The sequence below is a fragment of the Chryseomicrobium sp. FSL W7-1435 genome (assembly GCF_038595005.1).
Classification (GTDB): domain Bacteria; phylum Bacillota; class Bacilli; order Bacillales_A; family Planococcaceae; genus Chryseomicrobium.
Genome location: NZ_CP151997.1, coordinates 1,370,974 through 1,394,789, shown reverse-complemented (window position 1 = coordinate 1,394,789; position 23,816 = coordinate 1,370,974). Strand labels below are relative to the sequence as shown.

23 protein-coding genes are annotated in these 23,816 nt (G+C 42.1%); 4 read left to right on the top strand and 19 right to left on the bottom strand.

Annotation, left to right across the window (positions count from 1 at the left end; translation table 11 throughout):
• Positions 1 to 5 precede the first annotated feature (5 nt).
• The 7 genes from pyk to MKY84_RS07060 all read right to left on the bottom strand — a co-directional run bounded on the left by pyk (position 6) and on the right by MKY84_RS07060 (position 9,429).
• Positions 6 to 1,766 (bottom strand): pyruvate kinase, encoded by a 1,761-nt coding sequence (pyk, locus tag MKY84_RS07090; RefSeq protein WP_342525110.1) that lies wholly within the window; start codon positions 1,764 to 1,766, stop codon positions 6 to 8.
• An 18-nt stretch (positions 1,767 to 1,784) separates the two neighbouring features.
• Complete coding sequence (gene pfkA / locus MKY84_RS07085) at positions 1,785 to 2,744, bottom strand: 6-phosphofructokinase (protein ID WP_342525109.1); 960 nt, start codon at positions 2,742 to 2,744, stop codon at positions 1,785 to 1,787.
• Between the two features lie 171 nt (positions 2,745 to 2,915).
• Positions 2,916 to 3,869, bottom strand: coding sequence for an acetyl-CoA carboxylase carboxyl transferase subunit alpha (gene accA / locus MKY84_RS07080; RefSeq protein ID WP_342525108.1), 954 nt, complete (start codon positions 3,867 to 3,869; stop codon positions 2,916 to 2,918).
• Positions 3,863 to 4,726 (bottom strand): acetyl-CoA carboxylase, carboxyltransferase subunit beta, encoded by an 864-nt coding sequence (gene accD / locus MKY84_RS07075; protein WP_342525107.1) that lies wholly within the window; start codon positions 4,724 to 4,726, stop codon positions 3,863 to 3,865. Before accD ends, accA begins: the two co-directional genes overlap by 7 nt.
• Positions 4,723 to 5,373, bottom strand: coding sequence for a GntR family transcriptional regulator (locus tag MKY84_RS07070; protein ID WP_342525106.1), 651 nt, complete (start codon positions 5,371 to 5,373; stop codon positions 4,723 to 4,725). Before MKY84_RS07070 ends, accD begins: the two co-directional genes overlap by 4 nt.
• A 101-nt stretch (positions 5,374 to 5,474) precedes the next feature.
• Positions 5,475 to 8,459 (bottom strand): DNA polymerase III subunit alpha, encoded by a 2,985-nt coding sequence (locus MKY84_RS07065; protein ID WP_342528861.1) that lies wholly within the window; start codon positions 8,457 to 8,459, stop codon positions 5,475 to 5,477.
• Positions 8,460 to 8,502: 43 nt separating this feature from the next.
• Positions 8,503 to 9,429, bottom strand: coding sequence for a bifunctional oligoribonuclease/PAP phosphatase NrnA (locus MKY84_RS07060; RefSeq protein WP_342525105.1), 927 nt, complete (start codon positions 9,427 to 9,429; stop codon positions 8,503 to 8,505).
• A gap of 90 nt (positions 9,430 to 9,519) precedes the next feature.
• Here MKY84_RS07060 and MKY84_RS07055 point away from each other — a divergent pair, with 90 nt between their 5' ends.
• Positions 9,520 to 9,828 carry a YtpI family protein gene (locus MKY84_RS07055; RefSeq protein WP_342525104.1) on the top strand — a complete coding sequence of 103 codons (309 nt, stop codon included), beginning with the start codon at positions 9,520 to 9,522 and terminating at the stop codon, positions 9,826 to 9,828.
• A 41-nt stretch (positions 9,829 to 9,869) separates the two neighbouring features.
• Here the strand turns inward: MKY84_RS07055 and MKY84_RS07050 are convergent, their stop codons facing one another.
• Together MKY84_RS07050 and MKY84_RS07045 are read right to left on the bottom strand one after the other, a co-directional pair.
• A complete protein-coding gene (locus MKY84_RS07050; protein ID WP_342525103.1) occupies positions 9,870 to 11,177 on the bottom strand; it encodes a DRTGG domain-containing protein in 1,308 nt (435 codons plus the stop codon).
• 57 nt (positions 11,178 to 11,234) lie between these two features.
• Positions 11,235 to 11,912, bottom strand: coding sequence for a metal-dependent hydrolase (locus MKY84_RS07045; protein ID WP_342525102.1), 678 nt, complete (start codon positions 11,910 to 11,912; stop codon positions 11,235 to 11,237).
• A 95-nt stretch (positions 11,913 to 12,007) separates the two neighbouring features.
• Here MKY84_RS07045 and MKY84_RS07040 point away from each other — a divergent pair, with 95 nt between their 5' ends.
• Positions 12,008 to 13,087 carry a Xaa-Pro peptidase family protein gene (locus tag MKY84_RS07040; protein WP_342525101.1) on the top strand — a complete coding sequence of 360 codons (1,080 nt, stop codon included), beginning with the start codon at positions 12,008 to 12,010 and terminating at the stop codon, positions 13,085 to 13,087.
• Positions 13,088 to 13,519: 432 nt separating this feature from the next.
• Here the strand turns inward: MKY84_RS07040 and MKY84_RS07035 are convergent, their stop codons facing one another.
• From MKY84_RS07035 to ald, 3 genes are read right to left on the bottom strand one after another with little or no spacing between them, the layout of a single operon-like run.
• A complete protein-coding gene (locus tag MKY84_RS07035) occupies positions 13,520 to 13,840 on the bottom strand; it encodes a CrcB family protein (protein ID WP_342525100.1) in 321 nt (106 codons plus the stop codon).
• Positions 13,837 to 14,193 (bottom strand): CrcB family protein, encoded by a 357-nt coding sequence (locus MKY84_RS07030; protein ID WP_342525099.1) that lies wholly within the window; start codon positions 14,191 to 14,193, stop codon positions 13,837 to 13,839. The genes MKY84_RS07035 and MKY84_RS07030 overlap by 4 nt, the downstream gene beginning before the upstream one ends.
• Positions 14,194 to 14,246: 53 nt before the next feature.
• A complete protein-coding gene (gene ald / locus MKY84_RS07025) occupies positions 14,247 to 15,368 on the bottom strand; it encodes an alanine dehydrogenase (RefSeq protein ID WP_342525098.1) in 1,122 nt (373 codons plus the stop codon).
• A gap of 169 nt (positions 15,369 to 15,537) precedes the next feature.
• Between ald and MKY84_RS07020 the strand changes: the two genes are divergently transcribed.
• On the top strand, positions 15,538 to 15,999 hold the full coding sequence (locus MKY84_RS07020) for a universal stress protein (protein WP_204590461.1): 462 nt from the start codon (positions 15,538 to 15,540) through the stop codon (positions 15,997 to 15,999).
• Positions 16,000 to 16,218: 219 nt separating this feature from the next.
• On the opposite strand, the gene MKY84_RS07015 is transcribed toward MKY84_RS07020, so the two are convergent.
• The 5 genes from MKY84_RS07015 to sppA are packed head-to-tail and all read right to left on the bottom strand — an operon-like array spanning position 16,219 to position 20,481.
• Positions 16,219 to 17,412: an acetate kinase gene (locus MKY84_RS07015; RefSeq protein ID WP_342525097.1), complete on the bottom strand. Its 1,194-nt coding sequence runs from the start codon at positions 17,410 to 17,412 to the stop codon at positions 16,219 to 16,221.
• A gap of 32 nt (positions 17,413 to 17,444) precedes the next feature.
• The gene (locus MKY84_RS07010; protein WP_342525096.1) at positions 17,445 to 18,359 is read right to left on the bottom strand and encodes a class I SAM-dependent methyltransferase; all 915 of its coding nucleotides are present in this window, start codon (positions 18,357 to 18,359) and stop codon (positions 17,445 to 17,447) included.
• Positions 18,360 to 18,417: 58 nt separating this feature from the next.
• Positions 18,418 to 18,927, bottom strand: a complete 510-nt coding sequence (gene tpx / locus MKY84_RS07005) for a thiol peroxidase (protein ID WP_342525095.1) — start codon at positions 18,925 to 18,927, stop codon at positions 18,418 to 18,420.
• Positions 18,928 to 18,962: 35 nt separating this feature from the next.
• The gene (locus MKY84_RS07000) at positions 18,963 to 19,454 is read right to left on the bottom strand and encodes an RDD family protein (RefSeq protein WP_342525094.1); all 492 of its coding nucleotides are present in this window, start codon (positions 19,452 to 19,454) and stop codon (positions 18,963 to 18,965) included.
• Between the two features lie 13 nt (positions 19,455 to 19,467).
• Entirely contained in the window at positions 19,468 to 20,481 is a 1,014-nt protein-coding gene (gene sppA / locus MKY84_RS06995; protein WP_342525093.1) for a signal peptide peptidase SppA, read from the bottom strand.
• A gap of 109 nt (positions 20,482 to 20,590) precedes the next feature.
• Here sppA and MKY84_RS06990 point away from each other — a divergent pair, with 109 nt between their 5' ends.
• Positions 20,591 to 21,397: an NAD kinase gene (locus tag MKY84_RS06990; protein WP_342525092.1), complete on the top strand. Its 807-nt coding sequence runs from the start codon at positions 20,591 to 20,593 to the stop codon at positions 21,395 to 21,397.
• Here MKY84_RS06990 and rarD read toward each other — a convergent pair.
• The gene (gene rarD, locus MKY84_RS06985) at positions 21,386 to 22,285 is read right to left on the bottom strand and encodes an EamA family transporter RarD (RefSeq protein ID WP_342525091.1); all 900 of its coding nucleotides are present in this window, start codon (positions 22,283 to 22,285) and stop codon (positions 21,386 to 21,388) included. The genes MKY84_RS06990 and rarD overlap by 12 nt on opposite strands.
• Positions 22,286 to 23,535: 1,250 nt before the next feature.
• Entirely contained in the window at positions 23,536 to 23,739 is a 204-nt protein-coding gene (locus tag MKY84_RS06980; RefSeq protein WP_342525090.1) for an alpha/beta-type small acid-soluble spore protein, read from the bottom strand.
• Positions 23,740 to 23,816: the final 77 nt, after the last annotated feature.

Here is a 23,816-nt window from a genome sequence, read left to right as displayed (position 1 = left end):
CGTCCTTAAATGATATGGGCCTGACCGTGATAAATGACACCAGACTCTGCATCTATTGTAAGTTCTTGACCATTTTCAATCAAGGAAGTCGCATTTTCCACGCCTACGATTACAGGTTTGCCGAGCGTTAAACCAACAACAGCAGCATGACTAGTTAACCCGCCTTCTTCTGCAATAAGGCCTGAACAGCGTTCAATAGCTGGCACCATGTCTTTGTCACTTCCAACTGTCACAAGAATTTTGCCTTCTGCTTTAGCTGCGTCTGCGAAATCACCAGGTTGTACTACATAAGCTTGACCCATTGCTGTAGTTTTTCCAATTCCTTGACCACGAGCAACCATATCACCAATGATATGCACTTTCATCAAGTTCGTTGTTCCGGCTTTTCCTACTGGTACACCTGCAGTAATGATTACTAGATCGCCGTGAGAAACATATCCTTTTTCAAGGCTTTCTTCGATTGAAGTTTCTAAAATCTCATCAGTTGTATGTGCTTTTGCACCAATGATTGGATAAACGCCCCAGACTAATGACAATTGACGAGCTGGACGTGGTGAAGAAGTTACGCCAACAATCGGCACACCTGGTCGGAATTTAGAAATCATTTTAGCGGTATGTCCGCTCTCTGTTGGTGCTAGTACTGCTTTTACATTTAAGTTAAGAGACGTGTGAGCAACCGCTTGACCAATGGCATCTGTCATATTTACATCACGCTTTTTGCTTAACTTTCCAACGATTGAACGATAGTCTACAGCTTTTTCAGTGCGAACTGCAATTTTATGCATTGTTTCTACAGATTCGACCGGATACATACCAGCAGCTGTTTCACCAGATAACATAATGGCATCTGTGCCATCTAGGATGGCGTTTGCAACATCTGATGCTTCTGCACGCGTAGGACGTGGGTTTCGTTGCATAGAATCAAGCATTTGAGTTGCTGTGATAACAGGCTTTCCTAGGTGATTACATTTAGTAATTAATTTCTTTTGAACTAACGGCACTTCTTCAGCTGGAATCTCTACACCTAGATCTCCACGAGCTACCATTAAGCCGTCTGACACTTCTAAAATCTTATCAATATTGTCGACGCCTTCTTGGTTTTCGATTTTCGGTACAATTTGAATGTGACCGCCGCCATTTTTTTCAAGAAGTTGACGAATTTCTAGCACATCTGTGTCACGACGAACAAATGAAGCTGCGATAAAGTCTACGTCTTGCTCGATACCAAATAAAATGTCTTGAGCATCTTTTTCTGTCATTCCAGGTAACTGAACAGATACGCCGGGAACGTTAACGCCTTTGTTGTTTTTTAATGTTCCTGCATTGATAACAGTCGTGAAAATTTTGCCTTGTTCAGCATCTACAGATTCCACGCGTAATTCAATTAAACCGTCATCCAGTAGGATTATAGATCCTGGGAAAACATCTTCAATCAATTTATCGTATGTGATAGAGAATACCTCAGCATTGCCAAGTACTTCTGTTGTAGAAATCGCAATTTTTTGACCTGTCGTCAGTTCAATAGAATCGTTCTCCATTTTGTGGGTACGAATTTCAGGGCCTTTCGTGTCTAAAAGAATCCCAACAATACGGTCTAAACGCTCCGCCACCGTACGAATTCGTGAAATACGTGCCCCATGCTCCTCGTGATTTCCGTGAGAGAAGTTTAGACGAGCTACATTCATACCCGCTAAAATCAACTTCTCTAACATTTCCTCACTTTCACTGGCTGGTCCAATCGTACAAACAATCTTCGTTTTTCGCATAATCAATAATCTCCTCACTTAGATAGATAATTCTTTAGATAAATGGTACATCGATAAATCTAATTCATGTTTTCCTTCAAATGCTTCCTGCATGTCATAATCCACAACCTGGTTGTGACGCAAACCGATTGCGCGGCCACCTTTGTTTTGAAGCAGGATTTCAACAGCTTTTGCACCAAACTGACTTGCCATCACACGATCGCGTGCTGAAGGCGTTCCACCACGTTGAATATGACCTAAAATGGAAACTCGCGTATCCATTGCTGTATGTTCTTTCAGACGTTCTGCAAATTCATTCCCACTCATGACGCCCTCTGCGACGATAATAATACTATGTTTCTTACCTCGCTGGGAACCACTATCAAGTCGTTGCACGATAGACTCCATTGTTTCGTTCACTTCAGGAATGAGGATAGTTTCTGCCCCACCAGCAAGTCCAGCCCATACGGCAATATCTCCCGCATCACGGCCCATTACTTCAATGATAAACGTGCGCTCATGAGAGGTCGCTGTATCGCGAATTTTATCAATTGCTTCTACTACTGTATTTAGTGCTGTATCAAATCCTAGTGTATAGTCTGTTCCTGGAATATCATTATCGATTGTTCCTGGTACGCCCACACAAGGTATCCCGTGGTTTGTAAGTACCATAGAACCTTGATAAGAACCATCTCCACCTATGATGACCAAGCCATCAATTTGGTGCTTCTTAATCTGATCTAGTGCTTTTTGTTGGCCTTCTTTTGTTCGAAATTCTGGGCAACGGGCAGAATACAATTTTGTCCCCCCGCGCTGGATGATATCGCCTACAAAACCAAGAGTCATCGGCTCGATTTTACCTTCTATCAATCCTTGGTAGCCGTTATATACGCCATACACTTCAAGTCCTTCATAAATCCCTTTTCGAACAACTGCCCGAATAGCAGGGTTCATACCAGGGGCATCTCCACCACTTGTCAAAACCGCAATTCTTTTCACTGGAAATCCTCCTCACGTCAGCATTTCTTCATTTAGCTTATCACGCAAGATGTCAGATGTCTAAGTTGTAAAACAATGAAAACGCTTTATTCTCATAAATAGTTGTATGCAAGAAAAAAACCTTTTCTCACAAGTGAAAAAAGGTCAAATCTCTTCTGGTTGTCTGGTATTCTAGGACGAAAATGATCCCATTTGAGCAAACTTTTCATAACGTTGTTGAATCAGTTGTTCTTGTGAAAGTGCTGTCAGTGAACGCAACGATTCGACAATCGTCTGCTTCACATAATCTGCTTGCATCGGCTTGTCATGATGAGCGCCACCTTTCACTTCAGGGATAATGTCATCAATGATTCCCATCTCTTGAAGATCTGGCGCTGTTATCTTCATCGACTCTGCTGCTTTTTTCGCTAAACTAGCATCTTTCCAAAGGATGGATGCTGCTCCTTCTGGAGAGATAACAGAATATGTGCTATTTTCTAGCATGTGTACGTGGTTCCCTACTCCAAGAGCTAGCGCACCACCACTTCCACCCTCACCGATAATAATGCTGACAACAGGAACTTTTAAATTGGCCATTTCAATCAAGTTACGAGCGATGGCTTCACTTTGTCCACGCTCCTCAGCAGCCTTACCAGGGTATGCCCCTTTTGTATCAATCAAGCAAATAACAGGTCGTCCAAATTGTTCTGCTTGTTTCATCAGGCGAAGGGCTTTGCGGTAGCCTTCTGGATGGGGCATACCAAAGTTTCTGCGTACATTTTCTTTTGTATCCCGTCCACGTTGATGTCCAATAAGCGTTACCGGATTGCCGTTGATAGTTCCGATGCCCCCAACTATCGCCGCATCATCCCCGTAACTACGATCGCCATGAAGTTCAATAAAATCTTCCATGATAGATTCAATATAATCATACGTTGTAGGACGCTCAGGGTGACGAGCAATTTGAACACGGTCCCAAGGCTGAATGTTTGTATAAACTTCTTCCCTTAGCTGTTCTAGGCGTGCCTCAAGCGTGCTTATTTCATCCGTCAAATCCACATCAGCATCTTTGGTGTAATTTTTAAGTTCTTCGATTTTGTTTTGCAATTTTTCAATCGGTTCCTCAAAAGGCAATGTTTTTACCATTGTGCTGCCTCCTTACTGTGCAAACGGGCAAGTGTTGTAAGTGTCTGCTTCATTTGATGGCGATGAACTACAGCATCCAGTTGTCCTTTTTCAAGAAGAAACTCAGCTGTTTGGAAATCTTCAGGCAGTTTTTCCCGCACTGTTTGTTCGATCACACGTCGACCCGCAAAGCCTATGAGAGCTTTAGGTTCAGCAAGGTTAATGTCACCCAATGAAGCAAAACTTGCGGAAACGCCGCCAGTAGTTGGATGTGTCATAACCGAGATATACAGCAGTCCCTCATTACGATGGCGATTTAAAGCGACACTTGTCTTAGCCATTTGCATGAGCGAAAGTACGCCCTCTTGCATGCGTGCACCGCCACTAGCTGTAAAAATAATAAATGGCAGCTTATTAGCAGTCGCGTATTCAATTGCGCGTGTAATTTTTTCTCCAACAACAGAGCCCATAGATCCCATGCGGAAAGTTGAATCCATAACGGCCATTACAACTTGAACATCTTCCAGTACTCCCGTACCCGTCCAGACGGCTTCATTTAATCCTGTTTTCTTTTGGTCGGATTGTATTTTTTCCGTGTATCCCGGGAAGCCAAGAGGATTTGTTGTTTGTAGATGCGTATCAAAAGCTTGGCGTCCTTCTTCTTCCAATAGTGTTGAGATACGTTGATTGGCATTCAAAGGATAGTGGTAATCACAGTGTGGACAAATCCATAAGTTCGATTCCACTTCTTTTGTAAAGGTATTTTTTTTACAAGATGGACACTTGGTCATAATGCCTTCTGGCACATCATTTTTGTGTTCTTTCTTCGGTATAGTTGCATATTTCACTTTGTTTTTCGCAAAAAGTTCTCGGATCATTGTGGTGTTTCCCCTTTCACTCCATATTGCCAGCTCTCTAATATCTGTTGCGCCAGCATTTCATCGCCAAGCTCAACGGCTTGTATAAGTTTCTTCCAGTAGCTTCTGTCTTCTTCTGACATCGGCTTTTTAAACGGATTACTACTGTATTCATTGAGTAGTAACCAAATTTTTAATGCTAGGCGATTTCCAGAGGCAATCATCAGTTCCTTGATAAGCCACTCTTGTTCTATATCTTCATTCACTTCAAGAGCGTTTTTTAAGATGGACAGATTACTAAAGTCAGATTTCATAATTTCATGAATAGCTTGTTTTTCTAACGCCTGCCTAGTTGCATATATATCTTCAGTAGATTTCGTGTCTTTTAAGATAAAGGTGGCTAACACCTCTACTAATTTATGTTTACGAAAGTCGGCTAAAAAAGTTCCTTCCCCTCTTCGGGTTTCGATCAGGCCAAGAAGTTCTAGGCTGCGAAGTGCTTCCCGAATTGTGGATCTGCCCACTTCTAGACGCTCAGCAAGTTCACGTTCTGAAGGTAATTTCCCTCCAATTTGGATCCGTTCTTGTTCAATGAGCTCCCGGAGCTGCCGTACAATCTCGGTAAATAATTTAGGTGAAGCAGATGTCATATCGTCACCTTTTCCCATATTTTTGAAAGTGGTCTGACCACTCACAAGTAGTAGCATAACTTATTTTATTCCAGCTGACAACTAACAATACGAAAAAAAACCACCAACTAGTGTGGTGGTTAAAGCGGAGAAACTGTCTGGACAATCAATTGAGCACGACCATTGCGCTGTTCTACTTTTCCTGATAAGGAAACCAGCGCTTGTTCCTTCAAATGGATATTGACTGCGGCAAACGTTTCAGGGAAAAATGTTAAATCAATCTCATCCCGTTCATCTTCTAAAATGGCAAAAGCCATAGCTTGTCCTTTTTTAGTACGAATTTTGCGAATGTCTTTCACTAAACCGATCACTTCACTGTGACGACCTGAAGCCGTCTGTAATTCATCCAATGGCGTTGTCGGATTGGGGAGTTTTTTACGGACCAGTTCTACCGGATGAGTCGAAACGTAGGTTCCAAGCACATCTTTTTCATAAGCCAACCTATAGCCTATCGGCATTGAAGCTGCTTCCGTATACTTAGGCTCTCCAAAAGAGGCAATGGAACCACTCAATAAATCCTGTCGCTCAGTTGGCCTTACTAATTCAGCATGCATGACAGCCGGATCTAGGCTAGCAAGCAGCACAGCTCGATCTTTTCCTAAAAAATCTAGAGCTCCTGCTTTTATTAGAGGTTCAATGGTCGTTCTTGTAAAGTGCTGCGCTGACAAATCGGCAGCCAGTTCAAATAAACTTTTCCAGGGAGTCTGTTTCCCTTTACGGATTTCGAGCAAATAAGACATAAAAGGACGAGTGATTCCTTTAATACTGCTTAAGCCCACGCGAATCCCCTCTTGATCGATAGTGAAGCGGCTATGGCTCCTCCATAAATCAGGGGGTAATAACGCTATACCCCTTCTTTTCATTTCACGAAAAACAGCTAATTGTTTTTCCCTGTTCCCAGTTGTAGCAGTTAGCAATGTTGCATAAAATGCGCGAGGATAATAGGTTTTAATAGCTGCCATCTGCATAGCGATCAAACTGTAAGCTGTTGCATGACTTTTTGGAAATCCATATTCCGCAAATCGAACAATTAAGTCATAAAGTGTTGACGCTATCTCACTAGATACACCGTTTAATCGAGCACTTTCTACAAACCGTTTTTTCTCATCCGTTAAAACTTGTCTATCCTTTTTACTCACTGCACGTCGTAAATTGTCTGCTTGTGCATAGGAATAGCGAGCAATCGCGCGAGCAATCTGCATAATTTGTTCTTGATAGACAATGATTCCATAAGTCTCTTTCAAGATGGCCTCTACGGCAGGATGGGCATAGCTGACTTTTTCTTGCCCTTTTTTACGAGCGGCAAAGTTTGGGATAAAAGCCATTGGTCCCGGTCTGAACAATGCATTTACAGCTACAACCTCGCGAAACGTGACAGGGCTGACCAATTGAAGCGCCTTACGCATGCCCGATGATTCAAATTGGAAAACACCTAAAGTATCTCCCGAAGCTAAAAGTTGTAACGTTTTTTTATCTTCTCGATCAATCGCATCTACTCGAAACTGTGGATTTTCTGTCTCTCGAATGCGAGCAGACATCTGTTCAATCAACGTCAAGTTGCGAAGTCCTAAGAAATCCATTTTTACTAACCCAGCAGACTCTACTTCTTTCATGGTCCACTGCGTCAAATACATCCCATCTTGGTGTTCTTCAATCGGCACAACTTCAACAAGAGGTACCGGTGAAATAATGACCCCGGCAGCATGCACGGTTACGTTCCGAGGCATCCCTTCCAGTCTTTTGGCAAGCTCAAACCATAGCTGATGTTTTTCTTCTCGTTGAATGAATGCTTGCAACTCTTTGCTTTCGTTCACCGCCTCTGCTAATGAGGAAGCTTGGGAGGAGACTGTCTTCGATAAAAAGCTCAAGGTTTCTTGTGAAAGCTCTAATACTCGCGCCACTTCACGTGCTACAGCTTTCGTGGAGAGTGTCCCAAAAGCTAAGATCTGTGCTACGTGCTTGTCCCCATACTTTTGCTGCACATAGTGAATGACTTCATCGCGACGATAGTCGGTGAAATCTACATCAATATCCGGTAAGGAGACTCTTTCTGGGTTTAGGAAACGTTCAAACAGCAGGCCATATTCTATCGGGTCTATTCCCGTAATTCCAAGAGCATAGGCGACCAATGAACTTGCAGAGGATCCTCGACCTGGTCCAACCGATATTCCTTTTGACTTAGCAAAATGAATAAAATCTTGGACAATCAAAAAATAATCACTATACCCCATCGATTGGATAATGCCAAGTTCAAACTCAAGTCGCTCCTTGTAAACCTCAGGAATGGAAGTCATCTTGGTAGTTAAAAGCTCGATACTACGTTTTTTCAACAAAGAATCTGCTGTCTCCCCTTGAGGAATAGGAAATTTCGGCAACAGTGGTTTCGTTTGTACAAGTGGAAAGGTTTCTGAAAACAGCGCATAAAACGCTTTGTCCCAGCCAGCGATAGTGTGAAAATTTTGGTCCCAAAACTGTTGATCATGTAATGAGAGAACTGAAGATTCTTCCGTTTCGTGCAGTTTTTTACCTTCCCGTAGAGCTTGTAACAGACGAAAGGCAAGTCGATCCTGTTCTTGTTCAAGTTGTGCGGGAGCATAAGGAAGAATAAGTGAATGATTTTTTTTCAGCTGTTGAATAAAGTCTCTATCCTCAGCTGTTTCGCGGGTAACTGCGGGTATAATTTGTGGCGATAGTAGCGTGTCGAGCTGTGGATAAAGTTCTTGTGTTGTGACAACTGCCGTTAAAAGACCTTCTGAATAAGCGTGAAACCATTTAAGTGGAAGCGCCTCTACATGTTTCGTTTCAAGTGCACTTGATAGTTTTAATAGATTCTTCCATCCTTTTTCAGTGCGCGCATAACTGACGACTTGTAAAACTGTTTGCTCAGTGAGTTCAAGGTTGTAGCGCAGTCCTATCACAGGCTGAATAGTTTGACGCACCATGTCTTGATAAAACGCTTGTACACCATATAGCGTTGAATTTGTCATTGCGACCAACTTTACGCCATTTGTGTTAAGAAACGAACCTAGGCGATCTAACCGTATTGTACTTTGAAGTAGGTCCATTGATGTTATAACTTGCGGGTAACAGATCGCCATAAGTGCCTCCTTATAATTGATACATCTCGTCTAAAACGTTGTCTACTTCATCCCAGTTATAAATTGTTGCACCTGAGGCTAGTGGATGCCCACCACCATTGAATTTCTTAGCAATCTCATTAATGACAGGACCTTTTGAACGTAAGCGAACACGAATACTTTGATCGTCTTCGATAAAGAAAACCCATGCACGCATTCCCTGAACATCTGCCAAAGCACTCACTAATAAGGAAGCTTCCGACTGACTGACGCCATAGTTTTGCAAAAGTGCCTTTGATAGCTTCACATACCCAATGCCATTTTTCATGTGAAAGTTTTCATATACATAGCCTTTTAATTTCAGTACGTTAGGAGAAACTTCGTACATATCATTGAACAGCTGTGACCGGTCAAAGTCATAGCCCATCAGTTCACCTGCATATTCCATCGTCTTCAGCGAGGTGCTGTTAAACATAAAACGACCTGTATCTCCAACAATCCCAGCATACAAGAGTCGTGCTGCTTGATCTGGAAGAGACCATTCTTCTTGCTCGGCCCCCGTCAAAAATAGAGAATAAATCATCTCACTCGCGGAGCTTGCTTTTGTATCCACATAGACAATATCTCCATAAGGATCATCATTTGGGTGGTGATCAATCTTGATAAGATAAGACCCATTTGTATAGCGTTGATCATCGATTCTATCCGTATTCGCTGTATCGGTCACTATTACTAATGCATTCTCAAAGGCTGCATCGGTAATTGACATAGGCTTGGCCAAATAGTCTAATGTAAAATCATGTTTGCCTGTAACATAGAGCTCTTTTTCTGGGTAATTGTGTTTTAAAATCATAAAGAGACCAATGGAAGACCCATAAGCATCTGGATCCGGGCGAACGTGCCGGTGGATGACAATCTTCGAATACTCTTTAATTTTGTCCAGTATTTGACGGTGCATGGGCTTTCCTCCTAATAGGGTCATTCTCCATGTCGCAATTTCAACCAAAAGTCGTTAAACTAGAGGTAGTAAGCTTTTGGAGGGAAATGAATGAATACAGTATTAGTTATTGCGATTATTATCTCTATTGTATGGTATTTTTATTTTAAAACAAGACAATTTCGCACAGATTTACCCATTCGAAGAAAATGGTATGCAGCCAAGAGCGGCATTTGTCTTGGGACATTTGTATTTCTCTTTGGTTTGAATTATGTGTTCCTGTTCCCAGAAACACTCACTTATGTTATTTCAGCTGTTTTCTTAGCTTTAGGTGGCTATATGGCTATTCATAATTATAAAGCGTCTAAACATTATGGGAAATTTGTAGAAGAAGAATGGGAATTGAATCACGAAAATTGAGAGAAAACCGTTCTGCCTAATCGTGAAGGCAGAACGGTTTTTTAATGATCAAAGATTTGATAGGTGATGAGCGCTTTACCAACTAGTTGCTTGTCATTATATGCCTCAACGTCTACTTTTGCCATTCGACGGCTAAAATCGAGTACTTTCGCATGCAATTTGATATGCGCTTCTAACGGCACCGGTTTTGTATGGTAGATCGTCATATTTTCTACGACACTTTCCACCCGTCTTCGCATTCGTAAAGTTTGGGATCCGGCTTCCGACAGCACGGTTGTAAAAGCTCCATAAGACATGGTACCAAAATGATTCGTCATTTGAGGGGTCACCGTAAAACCAACGACACTTTTATCGTCTGTTGAAGGCGTCAGTTGCGCTTTTACCAAGTCATCAATAGTCTCACCATTCTGTGGTTGGCGAGAAGATGCTTGAAGAGCCTTCAATACATCTTGTCTGCTGATAATACCTTGTAACTTATTCGCTTCGTTCACGACTGGAAGCAGATCAATGCTCTCCCAGACCATGCGATGACTAGCAGCTGCAACACTCGTAGTTAAAGTAATGACGATCGGATGTTTCGTCATGACCTTATCAATGGATTCGCTATTATCTGCATCCATTACATCTCTTGCCGTCACAACCCCTACCACTACATCCTTTGCATCGACAACTGGATAACCACCGTGCATTGTAGTTGTATTTAGCTCACGGTATTGCTGAACTGTGTCTGTAGTAGATAGGTAAGCCGTCTGTTCCTTAGGGATATAAATATCCTCAATCAACAGAACATCTTTCTTAATCAATTGATCGTCGATAGCTCGATTGATCATCGTAGCAACAGTGAACGTGTCATAACTTGTTGATATGAGAGGTAACTCCAATTCATCCGCTAATCGTTTAGAAGATTCCGGGACATCGAAACCTCCTGTCACAAGCACAGCCGCACCAGCTTTTAGCGCATGTTCGTGTACTTTAAAGCGATTTCCGACAATTAGTAAATTACCAGGGTCAACGTAGCGCATCATGTCATCGACTTGCATAGCTCCAATGACGAATTTGCTAAGTGATTTGTGTAACCCTGTTTTCCCTCCGAGCACTAAACCATCCACAATATTTACAACTTCTGCAAAAGTCAGTCGCTCAAAGTTTTCTTTTCTCTTCACTTCGATACGAATCGTTCCTACTCGTTCAATTGTCGAAACCAGTCTACGATTTTCAGCTTCTTTAATGGCACGATAGGCAGTCCCTTCACTCACTGCTAAGTCTTTTGCAATTTGTCGAACGGAAATTTTATCGCCTATCGGTAAGGATTCGATGTACCCTAAAATTTGTTCATGCTTTGTTGACACGTTTGTTCACGTCCTGTCTAAGTCTTGCTCTCATCTTAACATAGTTTTGACTGTGAACTAGAACTGGACTTCTTGCCCTGCCTTCAAGATTTGTACATCTGCTGTGTGGACTAATGAACGGAAATTCTCTGGATCTTGTTTAATAGGTGGGAACGTATCATAGTGCATAGGGACAACAATTTTAGGTTCAATAAATTCAACGGCACGTGCTGCATCATGTGGCCCCATTGTAAAATTATCGCCAATCGGTAAGAACGCTACATCAATCCCGTGTTCACCAATTAATTTCATATCACTAAATAACCCGGTATCTCCGGCATGATAAATCATAGTGTCTTCTAGTTTGATCAAAATCCCAGCCGGCATGCCTGTATAATGCACAGTCCCTTCTTCGTCTGTAAACGACGAACTATGGAAGGCTTGTGTGAATTTCACATAACCGAAATCGAAATCTCGGCCTCCCCCAATCCCCATGCCATGCGTTTCTACACCTTGAGTCGCTAAATAATCCGCCAATTCAAATGTCGCAATGACTAGGGCTCCACTTGCTTTAGCAATTTGCACTGTATCGCCCACATGATCGTTATGGCCATGAGTTAAAAGAATATGTGTTGGTTTTTCGTCGGCTGCTTCTAAATCTGTTTGCCCATTACCTGAAATAAAGGGGTCTATTAGAATCGTAAAATCTCCTGTTTCGATTTTCACCACTGCGTGTCCATGATAGGTGAACTTCATAGTAATCACTCCAATTATCAGATTTTACTGCTAACTTGTATTCTACTATGATAGGATGAGAAATGGGTAGTCATTCACTTAGGAGGCGTTTTCTCATGCAAAAATTGGCAGCATTACAAGCTTATTTGACCGACAATCAACTGGATGCAGCTTTTATCACACATCCTGATAATGTATTTTATTTCACTGGGTTTCGCAGCAATCCTCATGAACGATTATTAGGGGTGTTCGTACCTGTACAAGGCGAGAGTTTTCTAATCTGTCCTCAAATGGAAGTTCCAGATGCAAAAGAATTTTTCTCCGGTACGATTGTAGGACACGTCGACACAGAAAATGCTTGGGATAAGCTTGTCGCATCTTTCACAATTCCCGTCGCAAAACTTGCGATTGAAAAAAGCCATATGACCGTTGAACGTATGGAATTTTTGGAGAGCCGGATCCAGGGAGTGGCATTCTCAGGAATTGATGAAGTAATCACTGAGATGCGCTTGATCAAAACTGAAGAAGAACTCGTGCATCTCCGAGAAGCAGCTGCACTTGCGGATTACGCAATTGAAGTGGGATGTTCTCTACTTGCAGAAGGCAAAACTGAGATGGACATTTTATCAGAAGTAGAAACTGCCGTTAAAGCTAAAGGTGCAGACGGAATGTCGTTCAGTACGATGGTATTGAGTGGCTTGAAGACAGCCTCTCCTCACGGTACACCGGGAAATAAAAAGATTGAAAAAGGCGATTTTGTGTTATTCGATTTAGGTGTAATCGTCAATGGCTATTGTTCAGACATTACACGCACAGTTGCTTTTGGCGAACCAACTGCAGCGCAGCGGGAAATCTACGAAACCGTCAAACAGGCTGAAGAAAAGGCTGTTGCACTTGTTCGTCCGGGTGTTCTCGCGAAGGAATTGGATGCAGCCGCTCGCGATAGTATCGAAGCAGCAGGTTATGGGGAGTATTTCACTCATCGCCTTGGCCACGGGCTTGGGATTTCAGTTCACGAATTCCCTTCTATTCACGGGGAAAATGACATGGAGTTGCGAGAAGGTATGGTCTTTACAATCGAGCCAGGCATCTATCACCCGGAAGTTACCGGTGTTCGGATTGAAGATGATGTCGTCGTCACAGCGGATGGTGTAGAGGTGCTGACGAAATTTACTAAAGAACTATTGGTTGTTTAGTTTAGTTTTAGATGTGGAGAACGCCACTCTAGAAACTCCGAGGAAATCAGACGTGCCCGGGAAGGCGTCCTACAGCCTTTGCGGGTGCGGCTGATTCCGCAGTGTGTTTCTGGCGTTCGGAACTCGATTGCGTTAGATGTGGAGCCGACTGACCAGAAATTGTGCGAAATGACAGCGTGGGCCGTGAAGCGCTCTTGGCTTCATGAGCCGCGATGGCATTTTGCGTGATTTCTAGGAGGTGCAACTCGATTGTGTTAGATGTGGAGAACGCCACAAGCAAAGTTAAGTAGACTTCGCTTGTGGCATTTTTTGATTGTGACATTATTATGCTCTATTCTGACGTTACATGATTTTATTCTGACAGTAAATTGCTCCACTCTGACGTTAGCGGTTCCCACTCTTACATTCCTTAAATTATGGAAACCATTCCAACTACAACATCGCTAAAAAATACCCCAAACTCACCGCTCCTAACGTCAAAGACCACGTAATGATACCATACCGGAGTGGTTTCTCTGATGTCGCTGCTTCTATCGCATACGTGGAAACTGTACTGAGCGAACCACAAAATCCAACTACGAAAAATGCGAGTAATTCTCCTGACTGAATGGAAGGTATGCAGACTCCGATAAAAAAGGAAGCTAGAACATTCGCAAGCAAGGTTCCATAAGGGAATGCATTATTGAATCGACTCAGTGCATAGCGCATCCCCGCCCCAAGTCCTCCACCTACTGCAAGCAAAAAGATGATCATCCTGCACGCCCCCTCTTTAACACAAAGCGTGCCATTAGAACACTGCCAATCAAAGTGAGTCCTACATAGACCGCGTAGATGACAAGCTCCTCTTGCTGGATCAGTTGCAGCGCTTCCCAATTAAAGATAGACATCGTCGTAAAACCGCCGAGCACGCCTGTCATCCAAAATTTTTGCCACTTCGAATGAAGTCTTTCCGGACCTATAAGAGAGAGTGTTGCAATCGCTGCACTGCCGAGTAAATTTGCAATCAATGTGGCAACTGGATTACCGAAAAGTCCCAGTGGCACAAAAAAAGTTAATGCAGCACGAAGCAGAGTTCCAACGGCTCCTCCAAGCATGACAAACAACATAGGACCCCTCCTCAAAAAGAAAAGCTGATTCCTAAAGAATCAGCTCAGCAAGATTAGATAATTGCTAGTACATCATTTACATCACGGTATTCAATTCCTTGAGCATCCGCAACAGCTTTATAGACACAAACGCCGTTCAATGTGTTTAAGCCTTTTAATAATGAGTGATTGTCTAAGCACGCTTGCTTGTACCCTTTGTTAGCAATTTGAACTGCATAAGGTACAGTGGTGTTAGTTAAAGCGATTGTAGACGTACGTGGAACCGCACCAGGCATGTTAGCAACTGCGTAATGAACAACGCCATGCTTGATGTACGTAGGGTCATCGTGAGTCGTGATACGATCGGAAGTTTCTAAGATACCGCCTTGGTCAATAGCAATGTCAATTACTACTGAACCTGCCGACATTGATTTGATCATGTCCTCAGACACCAATTTAGGAGCTTTCGCGCCAGGAATCAAAACAGCACCAATAACAAGATCTGCATTCTTAACAGACTCTGCGATGTTGTAAGGATTGGAAATTAACGTGTGGACAGTAGCACCAAACATTTCATCTAATTGACGAAGACGCTCTGGGCTAAGGTCGATAATTGTTACGTTTGCTCCAAGGCCGACTGCCATCTTCGCAGCGTTCGTTCCTGCAATTCCGCCACCGATGATTGTTACATTTGCACGTTCAACGCCTGGAACCCCACCTAAAAGAATCCCTTTTCCGCCGTTGATTTTTTCAAGGTATTGGGCACCTAATTGTGTCGCCATACGACCAGCTACTTCACTCATCGGAGTTAGGAGTGGAAGTGAGTTGTTTGGTAATTGAACCGTCTCATAAGCAATAGCTGTAACATTTTTCTCAAGTAACACTTTTGTTAATTCTGGTTCTGGCGCAAGGTGAAGGTATGTAAACAGAACTTGATCCTTTTGAATCAATTCATATTCAGACGCAACCGGTTCTTTTACTTTCATCACCATTTCTTGCTGCCATGCTTCTTGCGCAGTCGCTACGATATGTGCGCCTGCTTTTGTGTAATCTTCATCTGTAAAGCTAGAACCAAGTCCAGCACCTGCTTGAATATATACTTCGTGACCGCTTGAAACTAGAGTTACGACTCCAGCTGGTGTCATCGCGACACGGTTTTCATTGTTTTTTACTTCTGTTGGAACGCCAATTTTCATTCGAACTGCCTCCCTTTCTTCAAATCAAATCCATTTTAGCAAATTGTAAAAAAAAAAGCTCTAGTTATTTTTTTTAGTAGTTTCTTAAATTGTTCACAAATTAAAAAAGGAGATTTGGAAAGTCTTGTCGAAAGGTATAAGTGAATTCATTTATAAGGAGGATTTTCAAATGACACTAACGTACAACGAAATTTTAGTAGCAGTGGATGGTTCAAAAGAAGCGGAGCTTGCCTTTAAGAAATCAGTAGCGATTGCTTCCCGAAACAATGCAACACTTCACCTCGTGAACATTATTGATACACGTTCATTTGCGGCAATTGAAGCGTATGACCGTTCGATTGCAGAACGAGCACAAAATTTTGCTGAAGAGCTACTAGATGGATACAAGAAAGAAGCAGAAAAACATGGTGTGGCGAATGTTCACGTTATGGTTGAGTACGGTTCACCGAAAACGATGATTTCGAAAGATCTTGCGAAGAAAGTGAACGCAGACTTAATCATTGTGGGTGCTACTGGTTTGAATACTGTAGAACGTTTCTTGATCGGTAGTGTTTCTGAAAATATTGTTCGCTCCGCGAAGTGTGACGTATTGGTAGTACGAACAGATTCTCAGTTTGATGATGTAGAATAAGTAAAGTTAAAAAACAGCGCCATCTCTTGAGTAATTTCTAGAGATGGTGCTGTTTTTGGTTGGATAAATAAACTTGAGTTCCATTGCGGGTCTGCTTTCCGAGGGCGCGCGTGAGTCTCCTCGGCGGAAGAACGCGCCTGTGGGGTCTCACGTTCCGCTTTTTGATCCCTCCGGAGTCAGCCCCTCCACTCCACTCAACTTCATTTTAATAAAACTAGTTTAATCTAAATCTGCAACACGCACGGTGTCACGGACAATCATGATTTCTTCGTTTGTAGGGATGACAAGCACTTTAACCGGTGAGTGCGGATAATTGATTGGTGTTTCTTTACCAATCTGCTCGTTCAACTCTGGGTCCATGTAGACACCCATGAACTGAAGACCTTCGAGTACTTTGGCACGAATGATTGAACTGTTTTCTCCAATACCTGCCGTGAAAATAATTGCGTCTACACCATTCAAGCGGGCAGCATACGAGCCAATGTACTTATGAATACGATTCGCGAAAACATCTAGTGCAAGCTGCGCACGGTCATTGCCTTTTTCAGCTTGTTCGACGATATCGCGCAAATCACTAGAGAACCCTGAGACGCCAAGCATCCCAGACTTTTTATTTAATACATCCAGTACTTGCTCCGCACTTTTTCCTGTCTTCTCCATCAAAAATGGAATGAGTGACGGATCGATATTCCCTGAACGCGTTCCCATTGTTACACCAGCAAGTGGTGTGAACCCCATTGATGTATCAATAGATTTTCCATATTGAATCGCCGCAATACTTGCTCCATTCCCGAGGTGACATGAAATAAATCGTGTCGTCTCAATCGGGCGGTTTAATAGTTCAGCCGCTCGCTCTGAAACATATTTATGCGACGTGCCGTGGAAGCCATATTTCCGAATGCCGTAGTTTTCATAATACGAATACGGGATTGAATACAAAAATGAGCTTTCTGGCATTGTTTGATGGAAAGCTGTATCAAATACTGCAACCGCAGGAACAGTTGGTAACGCCTTTTTAAAGCTTTGGATACCTGTGATATTTGCCGGGTTATGAAGAGGTGCTAGCTCTGACAGGTCAATCAAATTAGACAAAATCGTGTCAGTAATCATTACGGAATCGCTATAGACTTCTCCTCCGTGAACCACACGGTGTCCAATACCATGAATATCATGTAGCGAAGCAATCGCCCCTGTTTCAAGTAAAGCGTCCATTAATAACTGGACAGCCACTTCATGAGTAGGAATATCGGCTATTTTTTTTACTTTTTCATCGTTCACTGTGACAGTAATGTACGAATCGGTAAACCCAATACGCTCAATCAGACCTTTTGCCACGATTGTTTCTTCGGGTGTTCTTACTAATTGAAATTTTAAACTTGAACTTCCTGCGTTAATTGCGAGTATGTTTTGCATACCATCTTCCTCTCCATGGCATTTCTTTTAGTTTACTTCCACTGACGAACTTTTTCAAAGAACAACTCCATGCTCTTTTTGTTAGAGAGTGAAGGAACCTGTGCAAGGAGCACATCTCGCTTAGGCAAAGTCTTCTTTGAGTCTTTGCGAATGATGATTAACGCCTTAGCAGAAGCTTCTGTTTTAAAGATTTCTTTAGGAAGCTGCAGCACAGCCTCCAATTGTCCTTGTCGAGAAAGGTAGCCGTGTAAAGTGGCTGCCTCTGGTGATGAAAATAAGTTTGTTGGCACAAATAACAACAAACTCCCACCTTCTTTTGTGTAATTCATGGCTTGTTCAATAAAGAGATGATGGGAATACGCGTGCTCTTGAGCGCCTCTTAACTCGAAAGTCGCTGCATGGTCATCATCTGGGTAATACCCGACCGGTAAATCACTTAAAGTAACATCTACAGGATCAAGTAGTAATGGTCGGAGCGAATCTTGCAAGAATAACTCAATTGGTTGATTCAATAATTCTGCTGTCTGGGAAGCAAGTTGCAGAAGCAGCTCATCAATTTCGCTACCGTACATCTCGACTTCTTTGCCCTGCAAATAATTTGCTACCGTGTACATCAAGTTGCCTGTACCGATTGCAGGATCAAAAAGTCGAATGGCTTCTTTTTCTTGTGTAAGTTCGTTAACAAGAAACGCGACAATCATACCTAATGCATCTGGTGTCATTTGGTGATTAGGCTGCGAAGACTTGCGCATACCTTTCAAAATCGCCAATTGAATCGCACGGCGTTTCTCTTCTTTAGAGGCATCTACTGGTGTAAATTCTACGCTGTTCAATAACCAACGCTCTAATCCAAAAACAACACCTTCTAGGTAAGTGCCTTGGCCTGAGTTTTCAATTTGTTCAGCTGCTTCATTTAATTGTGTAAAGTAATGTTCGACTGCTTTCATAATGAACTCCTTTTCGTGAACCTAAAAGATGCCCACTTCCATGAAGTGGGCACTTTTATTATTTCCCAGCAGCTTGTTTGACTGCCTCGATTGCTTTTTCATAATCTGGGTGATCTGTACCTTCTGCAACATACTCCACATAAGTGACAGTATCAGATGCATCTACTACAAAAATAGAACGTGCAAGTAAGCGAAGTTCATTCATTGTTACGCCGTAAGCTTCTCCGAATGATAGATCACGGTGATCTGACAATGTTCGAACAGCGTCAACTTCGTTTGCTCCACACCAGCGCTTTTGTGCAAATGGAAGGTCATTTGAAATCGTTAAAATTTCTACGTTGTCTCCCATGCTAGCAGCTTCACTGTTAAACTTATTCGTTTGTGTTGAACAGACGCCAGTATCTAATGAAGGCACTACACTGATTAATCGTACTTTTCCAGCTGAATCAGCTAGTGTAACTTCAGATAAATCGTTTGCTAGTACTTTAAAGTCTGGTGCTTTGTCTCCTACTTTTACCTCGTTTGCTGGTAATGTCATAGGGTTTCCTTTAAATGTTACTGATGCCATTTATCAAACGCCTCCTTTTTCACTCTGTTATCATCTTACTGCACGACATTCGGTTGGTGCAACTGATTCGGTCGAAATGTGCGATGATAATCAGCTTCATGGACGACAACTGTATCGGCAATGAAGTCATGAATGGCTTGTTTTTTCGGAGTAAATCCGACAATGATATAAGGCAAATTGAAAGGAATCACTGACAAGATACGACCGATTGTTTCACGGAACAATACAGTGAAGAAATCTGGCTTTTCACCAGCTAAAGAATGTACACGAATCCCAAAAATCATTTTCCCCAATGTTTGGCGGAAGAAATAGGTCATCAATGTGAAGTAGCCATAAAAAATGATAGCCGACAAAATTGTAATTGGCGCGTACCAAATCGTGGCTTGTAAATCGATGTTAAATAGACGAAACAATGGTTTCACAATGAGCCAGCCCACACTTGCAATGATCAACAGATCAAAGAGGTATGCCCAAAAACGAATCCAAAATCCTGCATATTTTGGTTGAAAATCTGCGATTGTTTCCATTTAAGCTTCCTCCTTACTGTTCACCATACAAGTACATCATGCGTGGTGCTTGGTTATCTGTAATCAATTTAGAAATAATCTGTGTTTCCAAGTCTAGACCTAAGAATGACTGAACTTTCACACCAAATAAAGAACTTAGGCTTTGGTCTTGAGAAAACTCAAACACCTCAGCATCTGGTAAGTCTAAGTCTTGTTTAAGTGCAGCAATAACATCTTCTTCAAAACCGTAATCATCTGCTAAGTTCGCTTCAATTGCTTGGCGACCGTTTAAAATACGACCATCTGCTACAGGACGTACTTCTTCTTCTGACATTCCACGGCCCTCCGCAATAATACGTACGAACTCTTCATAAGAATCATTGATCATCTCTTGTAGCATCTCTTCTTCTTCCGGCAACATATCACGAGACGGACTTAAAATATCTTTATAAGGTCCTGTTTTAATCGTAACGAAATCGACGCCATATTCTTCTGCAAGGTCTCCATAATTGATACTTTGCAAGATAACACCGATGGAACCTGTCATCGTTTCACGCATAACAAAGATTTTATCTGCTGGAGCTGCGATATAATATCCGCCCGATGCCGCCATTCCACCCATCGAAACATAAATAGGCTTGTCTGTTTCTTCTTTAATCTTCATTAAATCTTTATATATTTCTGCTGACTCTACAACGCCACCACCTGGTGAGTCGACTGACAACACAATACCTTTAATCGTAGGATCATTCTTAGCTTCTTCAAGTTGCTGTAAAAAGAATCCGTGATTGTAGCCTGTTGAACCTAATAGGCTCGTAGCTGAACCTGTATCTTGGATCACTCCATCGACTCGCAACACGGCGATACGATTTGATGTATCTCCAGCCTCAATCACGCTAGTTCCCATTGAATCCATCATGGTAGTTTCATAGTCGTCTAGCCAAGAAGACCAGTCTGTCGAAAATGCAGCGGATACCGAATTCACAAGAATCGATACGCCCACTAATAATGTAGCAATCCCAAGTGCTACCCATCGTTTTGTATTCATAGTTAGTTCCTCCTTGTTGTCTGTTCATTATTCTTTACGTAAAACATGCAGAAATGTTTCATCCGATGTAAAATTGATTAGAGAATATCTTTTGAAAGGGGCCAAACGAGTGAAAAAACGAAATGCGCTCTATATTTATGCTAAAAATGATACTGCTTCCCAGCAGTTACGAAAAGAATTAGGTACTGCCATTGATGCCCAAGGTCTAGAGGTTGTCTTATCTCCTGAAGATGCTTCTATCATAGTGAGTGTTGGCACTGACGGTAGCTTTTTACAAGCCGTGAGAAAAACAGGCTTCAGTCAAGATGTTCTTTATGCAGGTATCTCTACTTCCGGTTCCCTCGCAATGTATTGCGATTTTTTACTGGAGCATCTTCATTTCCCGAACATGGCAGACGCCATTTTGCAAGACCGCGTAGAAGTTCGAAAATATCCGGTAATAGAAATCTCAGTGAACAACGAGCCTCACTTTTATTGTTTAAATGAATTTTCGATTCGTTCGAACATCATGAAAACAATTGCTATGGATGTCAAAATCGATGATATCTTACTAGAAACTTACCGTGGTGATGGTATCGTTGTTTCCACACCTACAGGGAGTTCTGCCTACAACAAATCATTAGGCGGTGCTGTAGTGGATCCGCAACTTGCCTGTTTCCAAGTGACTGAAGTAGCTTCTATGAACAATAATGAATACCGTTCCCTTGGCTCTCCTTTCATATTAAGTGGCAATCGAACATTGCGTTTAGAGTTGCATGATGATTGGAACGACTACCCGACTATGTCTACAGACAATGAGGCGCTCAGCATTCAACACGTCAACACGATTGATATTCGCTTGAGCGAACGAGTCGTGAAGACTGTAAAGCTAAAAGACAATAGTTACTGGGAAAAAGTAAAACGCTCATTTCTGTAATGAGCGTTTTATTTGTATAAATTTTGAAATAGAAAACAGAGCCAATGCTACCCAAATAAAACTAAACCCTACCCATTCTGCTTGAGAAAATGGCTCATTGTACAGCACCACTCCTAAAACCAACATAATGGTTGGTGCAATATACTGAATGAAACCAGACAAGTATAGCGGGATACGTTTAGTTCCACTAGCGTAGAGAAGTAGTGGTAACGCCGTAGCAACTCCAGATAACATAAGAAGCAGCATAGTAACCGGTGAACTCTCTAGGAACTGTAATGAGTCTTGTGTAAACAAATAGACCATATAAACAAAAGCAAATGGCAAAACAAAAAATGTTTCGATTGCTAAGCCGGTAATAGCACCCACTTTTGCTTGTTTTTTGATCAAGCCGTAAAAAGCAAAACTTCCGGCAAGAACAAGCGAAATCCAAGGCAATTCACCATATGTAAAAGTTAAAATAAATACACCTGCTGCTGCGATTCCGACAGCGGCTTTTTGCGCGTCGCTCAATCGTTCACCTAGGAATAGGATCCCCAATAGCACGGAAATCAATGGATTGATGTAATAGCCTAGACTTGTTTGAACAAGTTCACCACTGTTCACTGCGTAGATAAAAGTGAACCAGTTGGCCGTTACTAAATACGAAGCAATCATCAGACTAAAAAAAGCTTTCTTGTCCCCCCAAAGATTTTTCAAATCCAATTTCAGTTTTGGTATGTCTCGAAGCACACTAATCAGAAGAACTGTAAAAATAAAGGACCAGACGATACGACTGGCTAGTATTTCGTCGCTGGCAATATGTTGTACAGTTTTCCAATAGATAGGCATGAGTCCCCACAGAAGATAGGCAAAAAAGACTTGGCCAATCCCTTTTTGTTCTGTTGTCATGGTTGTACCTCTATTTATTTTTATTTTCGAAATAACGCTCTCAGTGTATCACTTTAGTGAATTGAAGTAAACGGTCTGAAGAACTTTCTGTGCAGCATACTAAGCTTGCTTTCAAGTTCAAATTAAGGACTAAATTTTGCTCCAAAAACTTCTTCTAATCCAGATGCAATGTTGAGAAACTTGCTTTCAAGATCAAATCAAGTATGAAAAGGACTGGGCAAAGAACTTTTTCTAATCCGGAGGCATCTTCCGAAGCTTGCTTTCAAGATCAAGTTAAGAACGAAAAGGGCTGGGCCCGCTCTGTCCGAGCGGGCCCAGCGCGAATCTTCTTAGTTCGAACTTACACAAGCTTCTCCAGTTGAATCCTGTTAGTTGAAGTTCTTTTTTTCAGGAAGTGGTGCCTTTCCGGTTCTTCGAGTCGGCTCTGCCTCTACTCATTTTAAAGTAGTTCTAATTTTGCTCGAATTAACTAGAGGGCCAATCGCTGCGCTAACGTGAGGCTCGATTAAGCTTGTGAACATTCACCGTGTAGGTCAGCGAGATTGCTGCATATTGATTCAAAAGGCAACTTCTTTATTACTTAAAGCCCTTACTAGTAAGATCTTTAGAAATTAAAGTGTTTTAATCTCGGGTAGTGTTCATCACACTCGTTTTCTCGCTCATGAATTATTTAATCGATCATCAGAATGAGTAAATCACTCATCAGAATCGGATTATCCATCATCACCACGCACTATTCGCTCATCACGGATTTACTAAATCATCAGAATGAGTAAATCACTCATCAGAATCGGATTATCCATCATCACCACGCACTATTCGCTCATCACGGATTCAATGCCACTAACTTAATCAATTTGAAATCCCGGAAGCCAGGATGCCATTTCCCAGGCCATCTGAGTTTTACCGAGACCCGGCAACGCAGCCGAAAGCGTTCTTCTTTCGGCTGCCGTGGGGAGGCTCGAAGAAACTCACCTAGGAAATGGTGTTCTGGCTGGAGGGATTTCAAATTTAACTTAGATTAATTTAACAAACTTCACTTGAAGGTTGATGTTCTGGATGGATGGTTTTTAAATCCTACTAAAGCTGTTTAAGCAAACGTCACCTGAAAGATGGAGTTCTAGCTGTAGGGTTTTTAAATCTTACGCATTATTTTTTCTGAAATAGAACTTCAAACCAATTGGTGGCTAGCCACGTAAAAATAAAAAAAGTCCAAACAACTCACTGTGTGAGTCATTTGGACTTTAGTGTTAGCTCTGACGCCCGTTGTTTAATTGTTGTTCAGCCATCTGAACTAAACGTTTCGTGATTTCGCCACCTACAGAACCATTCGCACGTGAAGTTGCATCAGCACCTAACTGTACGCCAAACTCTTGAGCGATCTCATACTTCATTTGATCAAGCGCTTGTTTTACACCAGGTACCGCAAGCTTGTTTGAGTTGTTGTTTGCCATGTGTGTGTCACCTCCTTGTGCAAATAGAATGACCCGAAACGAGCAATTCATACATCGCACAACAAGGAAATTTTTTA